At 73.1% G+C, this 15,592-nt stretch carries 17 protein-coding genes; 14 read left to right on the top strand and 3 right to left on the bottom strand.

The window, feature by feature from the left end; genetic code table 11:
- Positions 1-79: 79 nt before the first annotated feature.
- From BUE41_RS10165 to BUE41_RS10175, 3 genes are all read left to right on the top strand, one after another.
- Positions 80-805, top strand: a complete 726-nt coding sequence (locus BUE41_RS10165; protein WP_073456866.1) for a GntR family transcriptional regulator — start codon at positions 80-82, stop codon at positions 803-805.
- 81 nt (positions 806-886) lie between these two features.
- Positions 887-1,285, top strand: coding sequence for a RidA family protein (locus BUE41_RS10170; RefSeq protein WP_073456775.1), 399 nt, complete (start codon positions 887-889; stop codon positions 1,283-1,285).
- Positions 1,286-1,295: 10 nt separating this feature from the next.
- Complete coding sequence (locus tag BUE41_RS10175; RefSeq protein WP_073456776.1) at positions 1,296-1,655, top strand: winged helix-turn-helix transcriptional regulator; 360 nt, start codon at positions 1,296-1,298, stop codon at positions 1,653-1,655.
- 7 nt (positions 1,656-1,662) lie between these two features.
- Here the strand turns inward: BUE41_RS10175 and BUE41_RS10180 are convergent, their stop codons facing one another.
- A complete protein-coding gene (locus tag BUE41_RS10180; protein WP_073456777.1) occupies positions 1,663-3,339 on the bottom strand; it encodes an acyl-CoA dehydrogenase family protein in 1,677 nt (558 codons plus the stop codon).
- 73 nt (positions 3,340-3,412) lie between these two features.
- Between BUE41_RS10180 and BUE41_RS10185 the strand changes: the two genes are divergently transcribed.
- On the top strand, positions 3,413-4,138 hold the full coding sequence (locus BUE41_RS10185; RefSeq protein WP_200803840.1) for a PaaX domain-containing protein, C- domain protein: 726 nt from the start codon (positions 3,413-3,415) through the stop codon (positions 4,136-4,138).
- Positions 4,139-4,178: 40 nt separating this feature from the next.
- On the opposite strand, the gene BUE41_RS10190 is transcribed toward BUE41_RS10185, so the two are convergent.
- Both BUE41_RS10190 and BUE41_RS10195 read right to left on the bottom strand, forming a co-directional pair.
- The gene (locus BUE41_RS10190) at positions 4,179-4,946 is read right to left on the bottom strand and encodes an SDR family NAD(P)-dependent oxidoreductase (RefSeq protein ID WP_073456779.1); all 768 of its coding nucleotides are present in this window, start codon (positions 4,944-4,946) and stop codon (positions 4,179-4,181) included.
- A 52-nt stretch (positions 4,947-4,998) separates the two neighbouring features.
- Positions 4,999-5,799, bottom strand: coding sequence for an MOSC domain-containing protein (locus tag BUE41_RS10195; RefSeq protein ID WP_073456780.1), 801 nt, complete (start codon positions 5,797-5,799; stop codon positions 4,999-5,001).
- Positions 5,800-5,919: 120 nt separating this feature from the next.
- Between BUE41_RS10195 and BUE41_RS32870 the strand changes: the two genes are divergently transcribed.
- From BUE41_RS32870 to BUE41_RS10245, 10 genes are all read left to right on the top strand, one after another.
- Positions 5,920-6,186, top strand: a complete 267-nt coding sequence (locus BUE41_RS32870; RefSeq protein ID WP_143172085.1) for a maleylpyruvate isomerase N-terminal domain-containing protein — start codon at positions 5,920-5,922, stop codon at positions 6,184-6,186.
- 78 nt (positions 6,187-6,264) lie between these two features.
- On the top strand, positions 6,265-6,486 hold the full coding sequence (locus tag BUE41_RS10205) for a hypothetical protein (RefSeq protein ID WP_143172075.1): 222 nt from the start codon (positions 6,265-6,267) through the stop codon (positions 6,484-6,486).
- Positions 6,487-6,997: 511 nt separating this feature from the next.
- Entirely contained in the window at positions 6,998-7,885 is an 888-nt protein-coding gene (locus BUE41_RS10210) for an HTD2 family dehydratase (RefSeq protein WP_143172076.1), read from the top strand.
- Positions 7,882-9,060 carry a CaiB/BaiF CoA transferase family protein gene (locus tag BUE41_RS10215; protein WP_073456782.1) on the top strand — a complete coding sequence of 393 codons (1,179 nt, stop codon included), beginning with the start codon at positions 7,882-7,884 and terminating at the stop codon, positions 9,058-9,060. The genes BUE41_RS10210 and BUE41_RS10215 overlap by 4 nt, the downstream gene beginning before the upstream one ends.
- A gap of 24 nt (positions 9,061-9,084) precedes the next feature.
- Positions 9,085-10,245, top strand: coding sequence for an acyl-CoA dehydrogenase family protein (locus BUE41_RS10220; RefSeq protein ID WP_073456783.1), 1,161 nt, complete (start codon positions 9,085-9,087; stop codon positions 10,243-10,245).
- Positions 10,242-11,045, top strand: a complete 804-nt coding sequence (locus tag BUE41_RS10225) for an HpcH/HpaI aldolase/citrate lyase family protein (RefSeq protein WP_234997138.1) — start codon at positions 10,242-10,244, stop codon at positions 11,043-11,045. Before BUE41_RS10220 ends, BUE41_RS10225 begins: the two co-directional genes overlap by 4 nt.
- A gap of 54 nt (positions 11,046-11,099) precedes the next feature.
- Entirely contained in the window at positions 11,100-12,005 is a 906-nt protein-coding gene (locus BUE41_RS10230; protein ID WP_200803842.1) for a LysR family transcriptional regulator, read from the top strand.
- A gap of 222 nt (positions 12,006-12,227) precedes the next feature.
- On the top strand, positions 12,228-12,896 hold the full coding sequence (locus BUE41_RS10235; protein ID WP_073456786.1) for a response regulator: 669 nt from the start codon (positions 12,228-12,230) through the stop codon (positions 12,894-12,896).
- The gene (locus tag BUE41_RS10240) at positions 12,893-14,092 is read left to right on the top strand and encodes a GAF domain-containing sensor histidine kinase (RefSeq protein ID WP_073456787.1); all 1,200 of its coding nucleotides are present in this window, start codon (positions 12,893-12,895) and stop codon (positions 14,090-14,092) included. Before BUE41_RS10235 ends, BUE41_RS10240 begins: the two co-directional genes overlap by 4 nt.
- Positions 14,093-14,156: 64 nt before the next feature.
- Positions 14,157-15,587, top strand: coding sequence for a form I ribulose bisphosphate carboxylase large subunit (locus BUE41_RS10245; protein WP_073456788.1), 1,431 nt, complete (start codon positions 14,157-14,159; stop codon positions 15,585-15,587).
- The last annotated feature ends 5 nt before the right edge of the window (positions 15,588-15,592 follow it).

Raw genomic sequence — 15,592 nt, forward strand, 5'->3', positions numbered from 1 at the left:
GCGGGAAGAGTACGGATTGTTGAACAATCCGACAAGGGGATGATTGAACTTTCTTCCCGGCGAGTTCGAGGGGACAGTGATGTCGGGGGCCGATCTCGCCGACGCGCTCGGACCCGGCACCGCCGCGCTCCACCGCACCACGACGGCCGAGCAGGTGGCGGAGACCCTGCGCCGCCGCATCACCGACGGGGCGCTGCCGCCGGGGACCCGCCTGCGCGAGGAAGCCGTGACGACGGCGCTCGGGGTCTCCCGCAACACCGTGCGCGAGGCGTTCCGGCTGCTCGCCCACCAGCGCCTCGTCGGCCACGCGCTGCACCGCGGGGTGCATGTGCGCACCGTCTCGGCCGGCGACGTGCGCGAGTTGTTCGCGACCCGCAGGCTCGTCCAGCCGCTCGGGGTGGAGGCCGCGCTGCGCGACGCCGAGTTGCGTGAGCGGCTGCGAGCGCAGGTGATGGCCGCCCGCGCCGCGGCCAGCGCAGGTGACTGGACGGCGGTGGGTACCGCCAACATGGCGTTCCACCTGGTGATGGTGTCCGGGTGCGGCAGCGTGCACGTCACGGAGATGTTCGAGCAGCTGATCGCGGAGCTGCGACTGGCGTTCCTGCAGATGCCCGACGAACGCGCCCTGCACGAGCCGTACGTCGCGGCCAACGACCAGCTCGTCGAGCTGCTCGACGCCGGTCGCCGGACCGCGGCGATCACCGCGCTCACCGGCTACCTCGACGCGTCCGAACGACAGCTGCTCGCCGTGCTCGACCACGCCCCGCCACCCAGACCAGCGCCACCCAGACCAGCGCCGCCCTGACCAGCACGGTGTACGCAGGTGTAGTAACGCGGGAAAAAGACCGTACTTGTCGGGGCGCGGGTACCGACCGACGCTGCAGCCATGACATCCGCGCTACGAGAGCAGATCAGGACGGATCCCGACTGGTACGAGCCGTACGCCATCTCGCAGGCGATCCGCGTCGGCGACCTCGTCCACGTCTCCGGGCAGGCCGGCATCGACGAGCACGGCCACACCGTGGCGAGCGACTTCGAGGGGCAGGCGCGGCAGGCGTTCGCCAACCTGGACCGGGTGCTGCGCGCCGCGGGCTCCGGCCTGGAGCACGTGGTCAAGGTGACCATCTTCGTCACCGACATGTCCGTGATCGACCAGGTGATCGCGCTGCGCCGGGAGTACTTCACCGAGCCGTACCCGGCCGACACGATCGCCCAGGTGAGCGCGCTGGCCCGGCCCGAGTGGCTGGTCGAGATCGAAGCCGTCGGACTGGTGGTGCGGCCGTAGGCTGGGTCCCGTGCGCGAGACCGTCCGGCAGGCTGCGCGGAACTGCCCCACCGAGCTCGCCATGGAGGTGGTGGGCGGCAAGTGGAAGGTGGTCATCCTCGAGCACCTCGCCGCCCGCACGATGCGCTTCGGCGAGCTGCAGCGCAGCCTGGGGGCCGTGACGGCCCGGATGCTCACCCGCCAACTGCGCGAGCTGGAGACCGACGGGCTCATCACCCGCACCGTGCACCCCGAGGTGCCGCCGCGGGTCGAGTACGCGCTGAGTGAGCTCGGCCGGACCCTGGTGCCGATCATCGCGCAGCTGCGGGCGTGGGGCGAGGAGTACCGGGCCGGGCTCGCCGCCGAGCCGGGGAGCCCGGCCCGCGCTTGACGCCGCGTCAGCAGCCCTCCGGGAGCGCGCGCTGCAGGATGGCGCCGACGTCGACGTTCGCCGGCAGCGTTCCGAACGCGAACCCCCCGTCGCCGGCCAGCCGGGACGCGCAGAACGCGTCGGCGACCGCGGCGGGGGCGTACCGCACGAGCAGCGATCCCTGCAGCGTGAGCGCCATCCGCTCGACGAGCCTGCGGGCCTGGCCCTGCGCCCGGTCGGGATCGGCGGCGATCCCCGCCAGATCGGCGGCGAGCCGGTCCACGGCCGCGTCGAGCCGCCGATCGGCGCCGTGCGCGCGGGCCAGCTCGCTCATCAGCGCCTGGCCGGACTCCGGCTCGCGGGCGAGTGCGCGCAGCACGTCGAGCGCGTTGACGTTGCCCGCGCCCTCCCACACCGAGTTCAGCGGGGCCTCGCGGTAGAGCCGCGGCATCCCCGACTCCTCGACGTAGCCGTTGCCGCCGAGGCACTCGAGCGCCTCGGCGGCGAAGGCCGGGGCGCGCTTGGTGACCCAGTACTTGCCGATCGCGGTCGCGATCCTGCGGAACGCCAGTTCGTCGGCGTCGCCGCGGTTGGCGCGGTCGGCCGCTCCGGCCAGGCGCATGCCGAGCGTGGTGGCGGCTTCGGACTCGACGGCGAGATCGGCGAGCACGTTGCGCATCAGCGGCGCGTCGATCAGCAGGGAGCCGAAGGCGCTGCGGTGGCGGGCGTGGTGACCGGCCTCGACGAGCGCCTTGCGCATGAGCGCGGCCGAGCCGCCGACGCAGTCCAGCCGTGTGCAGCTGACCATCTCGATGATCGTCTTGACCCCACGGCCCTCCGGTCCGACCAGCCAGGCCAGCGTGCCGTCGAACTCGGGCTCGGAGGAGGCGTTGGAGCGGTTGCCGAGCTTATCCTTCAGGCGCGTGATGCGGAAGGTGTTGCGGCTGCCGTCGGGCAGCACCCGCGGGACCAGGAAGCACGACAGGCCGCCGGGCGCCTGGGCCAGCACCAAGAACACGTCGCACATCGGCGCCGAGGTGAACCACTTGTGCCCGCGCAGGGCGTAGACGCCGGGTTCCCCGGTGGGCGTGGCGGTGGTGGAGTTGGTGCGCACGTCCGAGCCGCCCTGCTTCTCGGTCATGCCCATCCCGGCGAGGATGCCGCGCTTGGTGGTGGGCACCCGCAGGCCCGGGTCGTAGACGCGGCTGGCGAGCAGCGGCTCGTAGACGGCGGCGAGCTCGGGCTGGTGGCGCAGGGCGGGCACGGCCGCGTACGTCATGGACATCGGGCACGCGTGGCCGGCTTCGGTGTGCCCCCACACCATGAAGGTCGCGAAGCGGGCGACGTGCGCGCCGGGCCGGTCGTCGGCCCACGCGGCGCCTGCGCAGCCCTCGGCGACCGCGACCCGCACCAGCTCGTGCCAGCTCGGGTGGAAGTCGACCTCGTCGATGCGGTGGCCGTAGCGGTCGACCGGGCGCAGCACCGGCGGGTTCGTGTCGGCCTCCTCGGCCCAGCGCTGGGCCTCGGCGCCACCGGCCAGCTGCCCGAGACGGCGCAGGTCCGCTTCGTGCCAGCCGGCCCCTTCCCGATGCAGGCCTTCGAGCAGCGCCGGATCGGCGGCGGCGTCGTACGGGACGTGCGGCGGCGGCTGGTTCGTCACCTCGTGGGTGGCCCAGGCGGCAGCAGCTGTGATGCCGGTCGTCATCGTCCGAGCATTACACTTCTCCACCAGTTGTACAAGCGATGTAATGACCGGTGCAGGTTGGCAGACTGTGCCCGTGGCTGCGGACGATCTCGGGCTGCGCCCGCTGAGCGCGCGGTCGGTCGTCCTGTCGCTGCTGCTCGGCAGCCATCCGCCCGAGCTGCCCGCGCGCGGGCTCGTCCGTGGCGCCGAGCGGCTGGGCATCGCCGAGCAGACGCTGCGCGTAGCGCTCACCCGCATGGTCGCCGCGGGCGATCTGGTGCGCACGGAGACGGGCTACCGGCTGACCGAGCGACTGCTGCGCCGCCAGCAGCGCCAGGACGCCGCGCTGGAGCCCGCGACCCGGCCGTGGCGCGGGCAGTGGGAGATCGTGGTCATCACCGCGGTCGGGCGGCCCGCGGCCGAGCGCGCGGAGCTGCGGGCGGAGCTCACCGAGCTGCGACTGGCCGAGCTGCGCGACGGCGTGTGGACGCGTCCGGCGAACCTGCGCCGCGAGTTCCCGGCGGATCCGGCGGGCGTGACGACGCGGTTCGTCGGCCGACCCGACGGCGATCCGCACGAGCTGGTCGCCACGCTGTGGGACCTCCCCGCGTGGGCAGAGCGGGCCCGGCGCCTGCAGGAGCGGTTCGCCGCCGCCACCGATCTCGCCGACCGGATCACCGTGGCCGCCGCGATCGTGCGCCACCTCGTCGCGGACCCGGTGCTGCCGCCCGCGCTGCAGCCCGAGGACTGGCCGGGCCGCCGGCTGCGCGCCGGGTACGCGCGGTTCCGCGCCGAGCTGCCCGGGCAGTTGCTGGTCTGAACCCGGCCGGGGTCGGTGGTCGTCGAGACCGCGGGAGACCTCAGGAACCGATCAGCATCCCGCCCTCGACGGGCAGGGTCTGGCCAGTGATGTAGCCACCGGCGTCGCTCACGAGGAAGAGCAGCGCGGCCGCGATCTCCTCGGTCCGGCCGAGCCGCTTGACGTGCAGCCGCGGCAGCACCTTCTGCTCCAGGTACGCGTCCTCGACCTCGTCGACCATCTCGGAGGCGACGAAGCCCGGCGCGAGCGCGTTGACGCGGATGCCCTTGCGCGCGGTCCACTGCCCGGCGAGATCGCGGGTGAGCCCGATCAGCCCCGCCTTCGTGGCCGAGTAGGCCGCGAGCGGCAGTCCGCTGCCGGTCAGCCCGAGCACGCTGGAGATGTTGACGATCGAACTGCCCGGCTGCATCACTCTGGCGCAGGCCTGCGCCATCCAGTAGCAGCCGTTGAGGTTGACCTCGACTACCGCGCGGAACTGCTCGGGCGTCTCCCGGCTGGCCGGGACGGAGCTGCCGACGCCCGCGTTGTTGACCAGGATGTCGACCCGGCCGAACTCGGCCATCGCCGCATCGACGAGCGCCCGGCAGTCCTCGGGCCGGGTCACGTCGGTGCGCACGGCGATCGCGCGCCGCCCGGTCGCCTCCACCAGCTCGCGGGTCTCCACCAGCTTGTCCTCGCGGCGGGCGCCCAGCACGAGATCCGCGCCCGCCTCGGCCAGCGCGGTCGCGAACGCCACGCCGAGGCCGCTGGAGGCCCCGGTCACGACGGCGACCCTGCCGTCGACGCGGAACAGGTCGAGAACGCTCACGGATGTCCCTCTCCGGCACGGCTGAGTCCGGGACGGAGGTTACCGGCGATGATCACCCGGCCGTGACCTGATCACCGACGCGGACGACGCCCGGCCCGGCCACCTCCGCGTAGCAGCCGGCGCACGGCAGCACACCGAACCCGGGTACGTCGATCCGGTTCGTGTCCAGCAGCGCACGCAGCGCCTGCGGCGCCCGGGGCAACGAACCGTGCTCCAGCGTGGGCAGGGCGCAGCGCGGGGTCGGCAGCACCACCCGCAGCACGACGCCGGACCCGATGCGCAGCTCGCGGCCGAGCCAGTCGTTCTCGACGAACGCCGGTGTCCCGTCCGGGGTCTCGACGACGAGGTTGGGCCGGTAGCGGAGGGCCTCGACGCCGATCGCCGCGAGCGTGGCGGTGGTGATCAGGTGCACCGGGGCGTAGTCGACGAACGTCGCGCCCGGCGTGCCCTGCGCGAGCTCGAGCGGCGCGGACGGCAACTCGGCCTCCACGCCGTGCGTGAGCACGTCCTGCGGATCGGGCCGCTCCACGGTCGCGCCGGCCGGGCGGTCGCCGGTGAGCCGTACCCGGCGGCCGAGCGCCGCCGACAGCAGGTGGTCGATCCGGGGATCGTCGCTGGTCGCGGTCCAGCCCGGGCCCTCGATCACCACGTGGCCGTCGCGGACCGCGGCGGAGAACTGGAGCAGATCCCGCCACAGCCGTGCCTGCTTGGCCGAGGCGACCAGCCCCGTCTCGTGGTCGATCACGGCGAGGGCGCGGTCCCGGTCGAGGCCCGCGGGATCCAGGCGCACCTGCGGAACCACCTCGCCCAGCATCGACTTCACCGGGTAGCGCCGCAGCTCCGCGATGTGCATCCCGTCCCACTCTCCGTCGCACGTGTGTTCGCGCTGATCATCGCCGACGTGCGACCGGGCGCACCGCGGCCGTGAGGGTGATCCGCGGCGCACCTCGGGGATTGCCGGAGAGCGGCTTGCCTGCCATCCTCCTCCAGGTCGCCGCACCCGGGTCCGGATCCTCGACGAGGGGCTGCCACGGGCCGCGAGGCCGCCTGGACCGCTGTCGACGCCCACCGCCGCGACCTGGTGCAGCTGCTGGCGACGCTCTCCGCCGCGGACTGGACCAGGCCATCGCTCTGCAGCGGCTGGACCGTCCGCGACGTGGCCGCGCACGTCGCGCTGCAGACACCGGCTGGAGCGGGTTGCCCCGCGCGGTGGTGGACGCGGCTCGGCGCGGCGGGTTGAACGGCGCGATCCAGGCAGGCGGCGCGCCGGCACGACCGCATGTTCCACGCCCGGCGCAGGCGCGCCGGCGGCCGGCTGGTGGCCGACGACGTCACGTGGACGGCCGGAGCCGGGCCCGAGGTCCGCGGCTCGATCTCCGCGCTGCTCCTGGTGCTGACCGGCCGGCCGGTGGCGCTGGCGCAGCTGTCCGGTCCGGGCCTCGAGGTCCTGCGCACCCGGTCAGCCGCGACCGGAGGCGATCGATGCACACGACGCATCGGCCAACCGACAAACCGTCATTTCACGTATCCGCCCGTATGACCGATGCTGATCGGTGCCGGTCGGTCGGCGATCCCGGCCCCGAGCCCCGGGACGGCGGCGATCCAGTGGCAGGCAATCACCGGCCCGCCGCCGTTCCCGATCGGCGCTTCGATGCGCCACAGGCATCGCCCGACCCATGAACCGCTATTTCACGTATCGCGGCGCACGGTCGATGCTGATCGAGTCGGGGCGGCGGCGAACCACCCGGCGACGGGCGCCTGCACCTACCTCGCCGCCGCCCCCACACCCGCCGCGGGTCCTGTCGATCTCGACCCACCGCGTTCCGCCGCAGAAGGCGGCGGCTCGACGCAGGCGAGCGCCCGCACCGCCGAGCCCGCAGCGCCCGACGGCACCGAACGATCACGGCCGGACCGGCGGCCGGCTCCACTCATGTATGAGACGCATCGATCCTTGCGAAAGTTGTCATTTCACGTATCGCTGCGCATGGCGGATGCTGGTTCCCGTCGCGTGGCCGGCCGACCGGCCACCACCGTGACGACGGAGGGAGCCCGTGTCCGAGACCGAAGCAACCGTGCTCGAGGAGATCGCGTCCTCCTGGCGGCCACCGACCGTGGAGACCGCGCGCCGGGTCGACCCGTGGGCGTCGGCCGCGTTCGCCGCGCTCCTCGACGCCGATCCGCCAGCACTCGACGAGGGTGACCCGCTCCCCCCGCTCTGGCACTGGTTCACTCTCCTCGACCATCCCGCGACCGCGGAGCTCGGCGAGGACGGTCACCCCGCGAACGGGCCGTTCCTGCCCCCGATCCCCGGGCGGCGGCGGATGTTCGCCGGCGGCCGCCTGCGCAGGCTCGCCCCCATCCCGTACGGGTCACTGCTGCACAGCCGCGCCTCGGTCGCGTCCGTGACGCCGAAGTCGGGGCGCAGCGGCGCGATGCTCTTCGTGACCGTGCGCTACGAGCTGTCGGTCGACGGCGCGCCCGTCGCCGTCGAGGAGCAGGACATCGTCTACCGGTCCGAGCCCGAGGGCACCCCGCGCCGCACGATCGCCCGGCCGCAGGGCGACGAGCCCGCGCCGGAGGGCGAGTGGCGGCGCAGCCTGGCCACCGATCCCGTGCTGCTGGCCCGGTTCAGCGCGCTCACCTACAACGGCCACCGCATCCACTACGACGCCCCGTACGCGACGGCCGTCGAGGGCTACCCGGACCTGGTCGTGCACGGCCCGCTGCTCGCGCTGCTGGCCCTGGAGCTGCCGCGGATCAACGCCCCGGACGAGCACGTCGCCGAGTTCTCCTACCGGCTCGCCCGCCCCGCGTTCCAGCCGGCCACGATCGTCGCCGCCGGCAAGCGCTCCGGTGGCCAGGTGGAGTTCGCCGTCGCCGCGGAGGGCGTCGCCCCGTCGCTGATCGGCACCGCACGGCTGACCCGGGACGGCGCATGAGCACGCCCCCGCTCACCGGCATCACCGTCGTCAGCCTCGAGCAGGCGGTCGCGGCCCCGTTCGCCACGCGCCAGCTCGCCGATCTCGGCGCCCGCGTGGTGAAGATCGAGCGGCCGGACGGTGGCGACTTCGCCCGCCACTACGACACGGCGGTGCACGGCACCTCCAGCTACTTCGCCTGGCTCAACCGGGGCAAGGAGTCGTTGACGCTCGACGTGAAGTCGGCGGCGGGCCGCGCGATCCTCGCCGAGCTGCTCGACACCGCCGACGTGTTCGTGCAGAACCTCGGCCCCGGCGCGGCGGGCCGGCTCGGCCTCGACGCCGAGGCGCTCGCGCAGCGCCACCCCCGGGTGATCCCGTGCTCGATCACCGGCTGGGGCAGCACCGGGCCATGGGCCCACCGCAAGGCCTACGACCTGCTCGTGCAGTGCGAGGCCGGGTTGCTCTCGGTCACGGGCACCCCGGAGGAGATGGTCAAGGCGGGCATCTCCGTGGCCGACATCGCCGCCGGGATGTACGCCTACTCCGGCATCCTCACCGCGCTGCTGCGGCGGGCCACGACCGGCGAGGTGACCCCCGTCGAGGTCTCCCTCTTCGAGGCGCTCGCCGAGTGGATGGGCGCACCCGCCTACTACGCCGCGTGCAGCGGCCGCACCCCGGCCCGCACCGGCGCCCGGCACGCCACGATCGCGCCGTACGGCCCCTACGCCGTCGCCGACGGGACCGTCCTGCTCGCGGTGCAGAACGACCGCGAGTGGCAGCGGCTGTGCGCGGACGTCCTCGGCGACGCGGCGCTCGCCGACGATCCCCGCTTCGCCACCACGTCCGCCCGGGTCGCGCACCGGGACGAGCTGGACGCGATCATCAGCGCGCGGCTGCGCACGCTGACCGGTGAGGCGGCCACCGCACTGCTCGACGGCGCCGGTATCGCCAACGCCGGCATCCGCGACGTCGCCGAGCTCGCCGACCACCCGGTGCTCGCCGAGCGGAAGCGCTGGCACGACGTCGCCGTCCCGGGCGGCACGATGCAGGCCCTGCGCCCGCCCGTCGACCTCGCTGGGATCGAGCCGGTCATGGCGGCCGTCCCGGCGCTGGGCGAGCACACCGAGACCATCCTGCGCGAGCTGGGCCACGGCGACCGCATCGCCGACCTGCGCGCCGGGAACGTCGTCTGACCCCACCACCGGAGGAATCGAGCAATGGTTGCGCTGAGCGACGAGGAACGCGCCGTCATCGACACCGTCCGCGAGTTCGTGGACCGCGAGGTCCGCCCGCAGGTGCGCGAGCTGGAGCACGCCAACACCTATCCCGAGGCGTTCATCGAGCAGATGAAGAAGATGGGGATCTTCGGGCTGGCGATCCCCGAGCCGTGGGGCGAGGCGCCGGTGTCGATGCCCTGCTACGCGCTGGTCACCGCGGAGCTGGCCCGCGGCTGGATGAGCCTGGCCGGCGCGATGGGCGGGCACACGGTCGTGTCCAAGCTCTTGGTGCAGTTCGGTACCCGCGAGCAGCAGGACCGCTACCTGCCGCGGATGGCCACCGGCGAGCTGCGCGCCACGATGGCGCTCACCGAGCCCGGAGGTGGCTCGGACCTGCAGGCGATGACCACCGTCGCCCGCCGCGACGGCGATTCCTACGTGATCAACGGCGCCAAGACGTGGATCACCAACTCCCGCCGCTCCGGCCTGATCGCGCTGCTGTGCAAGACCGATCCGGATGCCCAGCCGAAGCACAGGGGCATCTCCATCCTGCTGGTCGAGCAGGGGCCGGGGCTGACCGTGTCCACGGACTTGCCGAAGCTCGGCTACAAGGGTGTGGAGTCCTGCGAGCTGATCTTCCAGGACATGCGGGTGCCCGTCGACGCCCTGCTGGGCGGGGTCGAGGGCAAGGGCTTCTCCCAGATGATGAAGGGGCTGGAGACCGGGCGCATCCAGGTCGCCTCCCGCGCACTCGGGGTCGGCCGGGCCGCGTTCGACGACGCGCTGCGCTACGCCCAGGAGCGCGAGACGTTCGGCAAGCCGATCTGGCAGCACCAGTCGATCGGCAACTACCTGGCCGACATGGCCACCAAGCTCACCGCCGCCCAGCAGCTGATCCTCTACGCCGCGGAGAAGTTCGAGTCCGGGCAGCGCTGCGACATGGAGGCCGGCATGGCGAAGCTCTACGCCTCCGAGGTCGCGATGGAGATCGCGCTCAACGCCGTGCGCATCCACGGCGGCTACGGCTACTCGACCGAGTTCGACGTCGAGCGCTACTTCCGCGACGCCCCGCTGATGATCGTCGGTGAGGGCACCAACGAGATCCAGCGCAACGTCATCGTGTCGCAGCTGGTCAAGCGCGGCGGGCTGGACAGGTGGTGAGCCTGCCCGGCCCGGCGTGGTTGTTCTGCCCCGGCAACCGGCCCGACCGGTTCGCGAAGGCCGCCGCCGCGGCCGACGCGGTGATCCTCGACCTGGAGGACGCGGTCGCGCCGGAGGACAAGGACACCGCCCGCGGGGCCGTCCTGGACGCGCTCGCCGGCCTGGACCCGGCGGCCGTACTCGTGCGGGTCAACGCCGCGGACACCGAGTGGCACGCCGCCGACGTCGCAGCGCTTTCCGCCCACCCGGACCTCGTGCTGATGCTGCCGAAGGCCGAGCGTCCCGAGGACGTCGCCGCACTCGCACCGCACCCGGTCGTGGCGCTGTGCGAGACGGCGCGCGGGGTGCTCGCGGCCCCCGAGATCGCCGGGGCCGCGAACTGCGCGGGCCTCATGTGGGGCAGCGAGGACCTCATGGCCGACCTGGGCGCCCGGTGGCGGCGCAACCTGGACGGCGGCTACCAGCCGGTGCTGGAGGAGGCGCGGGTGCGGATCCTCTACGCCGCCCGGGCCGCCGGGATCTCGCCGGTCGACACCGTGCTGATCGACATCGAGGACGAGCGGACGCTGGAGGCCGACAGCATCGCGGCCTCCGGCGCGGGGTTCTTCGCCAAAGCGTGCATCCATCCCCGCCAGGTGGACGTCGTGCGCGCCGCGTTCTGCCCGAACGCCGAGGAGGTGGAGTGGGCGCGCGCGGTGCTGGCCGCCGCGGAAGGCAACGACGCGGTCTTCCGGTTCCGCGGCCGCATGGTCGACGCCCCGGTGCTGGCCCACGCCCGCGAGATCCTCCGCCGCGCCTGATGCGCGTGCGCGGGTGCGGTGGACCCGCTCATGCGCGTGACGCATGATGGGCGGGTGGCGACACTGGACGAGCTGGAGTGGTTCGTCGTGCTCGCCGAGACCCAGCACATGACGAAGGCCGCCGAACGGCTCAACGTCGCCCAGCCGACCCTGTCGCGCGCACTGGGCAGGCTCGAGCGCCAGGTCGGCGCGCCGCTGTTCGACCGCACCCACCGCAGGCTGCAGCTCAACCGCTACGGCGAGATCATGCTGGAGCACGCCCGGCGCAGCCTCGCCGAGATCACCGCGGCCAAGCAGCGCATCGCCGCGCTGCGCGACCCGGACCGCGGCACCGTCCGGCTCGCGTTCCTGCACTCCATCGCCGCCTGGCTGGTTCCCGACGTGCTGCGCGCCTTCCGCGCCGACGTCCCCGGTGTGACGTTCGAGCTGACCCAGGCCGTCGGGCACGAGATCGAGGAGCTGCTGCACGCCGGGCGCATCGACGTCGGGCTGACCTCGCCCCGCCCGGCCGGCGCGGACGTCGTGTGGACCGCCCTGCACCGCGAGCGGCTCTGCCTGGCCGTGCCGTTCGACCACCCGCTGGGCGACCGCGCCGAGATCGACCTGGCCGAGGCCCGCGACGAGCCGTTCGTGGTGCTGCGCCCGCCCATCGGGTTCCGCCGGATCACCGACGAGCTGTGCGCGCGGGCCGGGTTCACCCCGCAGATCGCGTTCGAGGGCTCGGAGATCGCGACGATGGCGGGCTTCGTCGCCGGCGGGCTCGGGGTGGCGATCGTGCCCGCACCCCGCCCCGACCGGCTCGAGCCCGGCGTGACGTACCTACCGCTGCGGGACGCCGCCGCGCACCGCACGATCGGGCTGGCGTTGAAGGGGGACCGCCCCCAGCCGCCCGTGGTGGCCCGCTTCGCCGCCTTCGTCGCCGAGCGCTTCCGCCGGCCAGCGGCGGACGGGGACGGCTGAGCGTTCCCCAGCGGGATCCCCCGTGACGGGGGTGCGCGCGCTGCGCCCGGTGGTGATGATCGGTCGCGCAGTCTGCGGCGAAGCCCGTCCGGCCGGCGGATGCGCCCGGCCGGACGCGGTGCGATCCTGCCCGGACGGTCCCGCGCAGCGGACCCAGCACGGAGGTTCCAGCACGGACGCCAGGCCTGCAGCTGACCGGCCGACCTGCAGTGAAGGAGATCGATGAGCGCACCGGCGACCGGTCCGATCCGCCTCGTCCTGGTCGACGACCACGAGATGGTCATCGCCGGCCTCACCGCGATGCTCGCGTCGTTCCGCGGCCGGGTGCGGGTGGTCGGCAGCGCGGTCGGCGCCGAGCAGGCCCTCGACGTGGTCGCCGCGCTGCAGCCCGACATCGTGCTGTGCGACGTGCGCATGCAGCAGATGAGCGGCCTGGACCTGTGCCGCACGCTGCGCGAGCGCCACCCGGCGGTCAAGGTGGTGCTGCTCTCCGTCTACGACGACGAGCAGTACCTGTTCCAGGCCCTGCGCGCGGGCGCGGCGGGCTACCTGCTGAAGAAGATCAGCGGCGAGGACCTGGTGCGGCAGCTGGAGCTGGCGCTCACCGGCACCACGGTGATCGACCCGGAGCTGGCCGGTCGCGCGGTCGGCACCGCGGCCCGGATGCAGAGCGAGGAGTGCTGGCCCGGCGCGCGGCGCGGGCTCACCCAGCGGGAGAGCGAGGTGCTCTCGCTGATGGTCACCGGCCTGTCCAACCGCGGCATCGCGAACCGGCTGGTCGTGAGCGACGAGACGGTGAAGAGCCACCTGCGCTCGATCTACCGCAAGCTCGGGGTCGGCGACCGCGACTCGGCCGTCGCGACAGCGCTGCGCGAGGGGACCTTCCGGTGACGGAGCGGATCGACTCGCTCGATCCCGAGCGGGAGAACGACCTGCTCCACGCCGTCATCGACGCCGTGTCCAGCGGGCCGGACGTCGAGCCGCTGGCCGCCGCGGTGGCCCGGCTGATCACCGACGCCACCGCCACCGACGTGTGTTTCGTGCACGTCCTCGACGACACCGGCCGCTCGCTCACGCTGACCGGGGCGACCCCGCCGTTCGACCAGGAGGTGGGCCGGGTGCGGCTGCCGCTGGGCACGGGAGTGACCGGCTGGGTCGCCGCCCACCGCGAGCCGGTCGTGCTCGTCGAGGACAAGCACGCCGATCCGCGCTACGTGCAGATCCCGGCGCTGCGCGGAACCGACTTCACCTCGATGGCCTCGGTGCCGATGGCGTCCGGGGCGGCCGGGCTGGTCGGCGTGCTGAACGTGCACACGGTGAACCGACGCGAGTTCAGCGACCGGGACGTGCGGCTGCTGATGTCGATCGGCGGCCTGGTGGCCGGCGCGATGCACCAGGCCGTCATGCACCGGCGGCTGGCTGCGCGGGAACGGGCGCACGAGCGGTTCGCCGAGCAGGTGATCGCCGCGCAGGAGACCGAGCGCCGCCGCGTCGCCGCCGACATCCACGACGGCATCTCGCAGCGGCTGGTCACCCTCTCCTACCACCTGGACGCCGCCGGGCACCTGCTCACCACCGAGCCGGCGGCCGCGGCCGACCAGCTCCGCCACGCCCGCGGGCTGGTCGATCTCGCGCTGGACGAGGCCCGCGCGGCGATCGGCGGGCTGCGCCCTCCGGTGCTCGACGACCTGGGTCTGTCCGGCGGGCTGGCCAGCCTCGCCCGCGGCGTGCCGCAGGTGGAGGTGGACCTCGACCTGGCCGACGACCGGCTGCCCGAGCACATCGAGATCGCGCTGTACCGGATCGCGCAGGAGGCGCTGCAGAACGTCGTCAAGCACGCCAAGGCCACCCGGGCCCGGCTGCGGTTCGCGCTCGCCGACGGCGCGGCGCAGCTGGAGATCGCCGACGACGGGATCGGCGTGGGGATCGACCCCGACGCGCCGGGGGACCCGGAGCGCGGTTACGGCATGCAGTCGATGGCGGAGCGGGCCGAGCTGGTCGGCGGAACGCTGCGGGTGTCATCGGCGCCCGGGCACGGCACCACGGTGACGGCGACGGTTCCGCTGACGGCCTCAACGATTGAGTGATCGGTTTACTTTTCTGGGAAAAGTCTCGATAGACACCGAAGCGTTCGGCTCGCACGCTGAAGTCATGAGCGACCGCTGGAACGCCGGCGTCATCCCGTACGCCGAGATGGGCTACTGGCAGCCCGACTACGTCCCGAAGGACACCGACGTGCTGTGCGCCTTCCGCATCACGCCGCAGGACGGGGTGCCGCCCGAGGAGGCCGGAGCCGCAGTGGCCGGTGAGTCGAGCACCGCGACGTGGACGGTCGTGTGGACCGACCGGCTCACCGACTACGCCCACTACCAGGCCAAGTGCTACTCGGTGGAGGCCGTGCCCGGCACGCCGGGGCAGTACCTCGCCAAGATCGCCTACGAGCTCGATCTGTTCGAGGAGGGCTCGATCGCGAACCTGACGAGCTCGATCATCGGCAACGTCTTCGGGTTCAAGCCGCTCAAGGCGCTGCGGCTGGAGGACATGCGCATCCCGCCGCACTACGTGAAGACCTTCCAAGGGCCGCCGCACGGCCTGGTGATGGAGCGGGAGTACCTGAACAAGTTCGGTCGCCCGCTGCTGGGCGCCACCACCAAGCCCAAGCTCGGGCTCTCGGCGCGCAACTACGGCCGCGTCGTCTACGAGGCGCTGCGCGGCGGCCTGGACTTCACCAAGGACGACGAGAACATCAACTCGCAGCCGTTCATGCGCTGGCGCGACCGGTTCCTCTACTGCATGGAGGCGGTCAACCGGGCACAGGCCGCGACCGGCGAGGTCAAGGGCCACTACCTCAACGTCACCGCCGCGACCATGGAGGAGATGTACGAGCGAGCCGAGTTCGCCAAGGAGCTCGGCAGCATCGTGATCATGGTCGACCTGACCGTCGGTCACACCGCGATCCAGTCGATGTCGAAGTGGGCCCGCCGCAACGGCGTGCTGCTGCACATGCACCGCGCCGGGCACAGCACGTTCACCCGGCAGAAGACCCACGGCGTGAGCTTCCGGGTGCTCGCCAAGTGGCTGCGCCTGGCCGGTGTGGACCACCTGCACGCCGGCACGGTCGTCGGGAAGCTGGAGGGCGACCCCAACTCGGTCGCCGGCTTCTACGACACGCTGCGGTTGGACAAGGTGGCCGCCGATCCCGTCAAGGGCCTGTACTTCGAGCAGGACTGGGCGTCGATGCCGGGCGTCATGCCGGTGGCGTCGGGCGGCATCCACGCCGGGCAGATGCACCAGCTGCTGCACCACCTCGGCGAGGACGTGATCCTGCAGTTCGGCGGGGGCACCATCGGCCACCCGATGGGCATCGCCGCGGGCGCGGAGGCCAACCGCGTCGCACTGGAGGCGATGATCAAGGCCCGCAACGAGGGCCGCGACTACCTCGCGGAGGGCGAGGCGATCCTGCGCGCCGCGGCCAAGCACAACCGGGCGCTCGACACCGCGCTCGCCACGTGGGGCGACATCACCTTCGACTACGAGTCCACCGACACCCCCGACGTCGTCGCGACGCCGACGACCGCCTGAGGAGG

Origin of the sequence: Pseudonocardia thermophila (assembly GCF_900142365.1) — a bacterium.
Taxonomy (GTDB): Bacteria; Actinomycetota; Actinomycetes; order Mycobacteriales; family Pseudonocardiaceae; genus Pseudonocardia; species Pseudonocardia thermophila.

What these genes read in the sequence shown, in the direction of transcription:
- BUE41_RS10235 (WP_073456786.1), top strand. Translation starts at nt 12,228, where the DNA reads ATGAGCGCACCGGCGACCGGTCCGATCCGCCTCGTCCTGGTCGACGAC.
- BUE41_RS10215 (WP_073456782.1), top strand. Translation starts at nt 7,882, where the DNA reads ATGAGCACGCCCCCGCTCACCGGCATCACCGTCGTCAGCCTCGAGCAG.
- BUE41_RS10245 (WP_073456788.1), top strand. Translation starts at nt 14,157, where the DNA reads ATGAGCGACCGCTGGAACGCCGGCGTCATCCCGTACGCCGAGATGGGC.
- BUE41_RS10165 (WP_073456866.1), top strand. Translation starts at nt 80, where the DNA reads ATGTCGGGGGCCGATCTCGCCGACGCGCTCGGACCCGGCACCGCCGCG.
- BUE41_RS10195 (WP_073456780.1), bottom strand. Translation starts at nt 5,799, where the DNA reads ATGCACATCGCGGAGCTGCGGCGCTACCCGGTGAAGTCGATGCTGGGC.
- BUE41_RS10180 (WP_073456777.1), bottom strand. Translation starts at nt 3,339, where the DNA reads ATGACGACCGGCATCACAGCTGCTGCCGCCTGGGCCACCCACGAGGTG.
- BUE41_RS10170 (WP_073456775.1), top strand. Translation starts at nt 887, where the DNA reads ATGACATCCGCGCTACGAGAGCAGATCAGGACGGATCCCGACTGGTAC.
- BUE41_RS10220 (WP_073456783.1), top strand. Translation starts at nt 9,085, where the DNA reads ATGGTTGCGCTGAGCGACGAGGAACGCGCCGTCATCGACACCGTCCGC.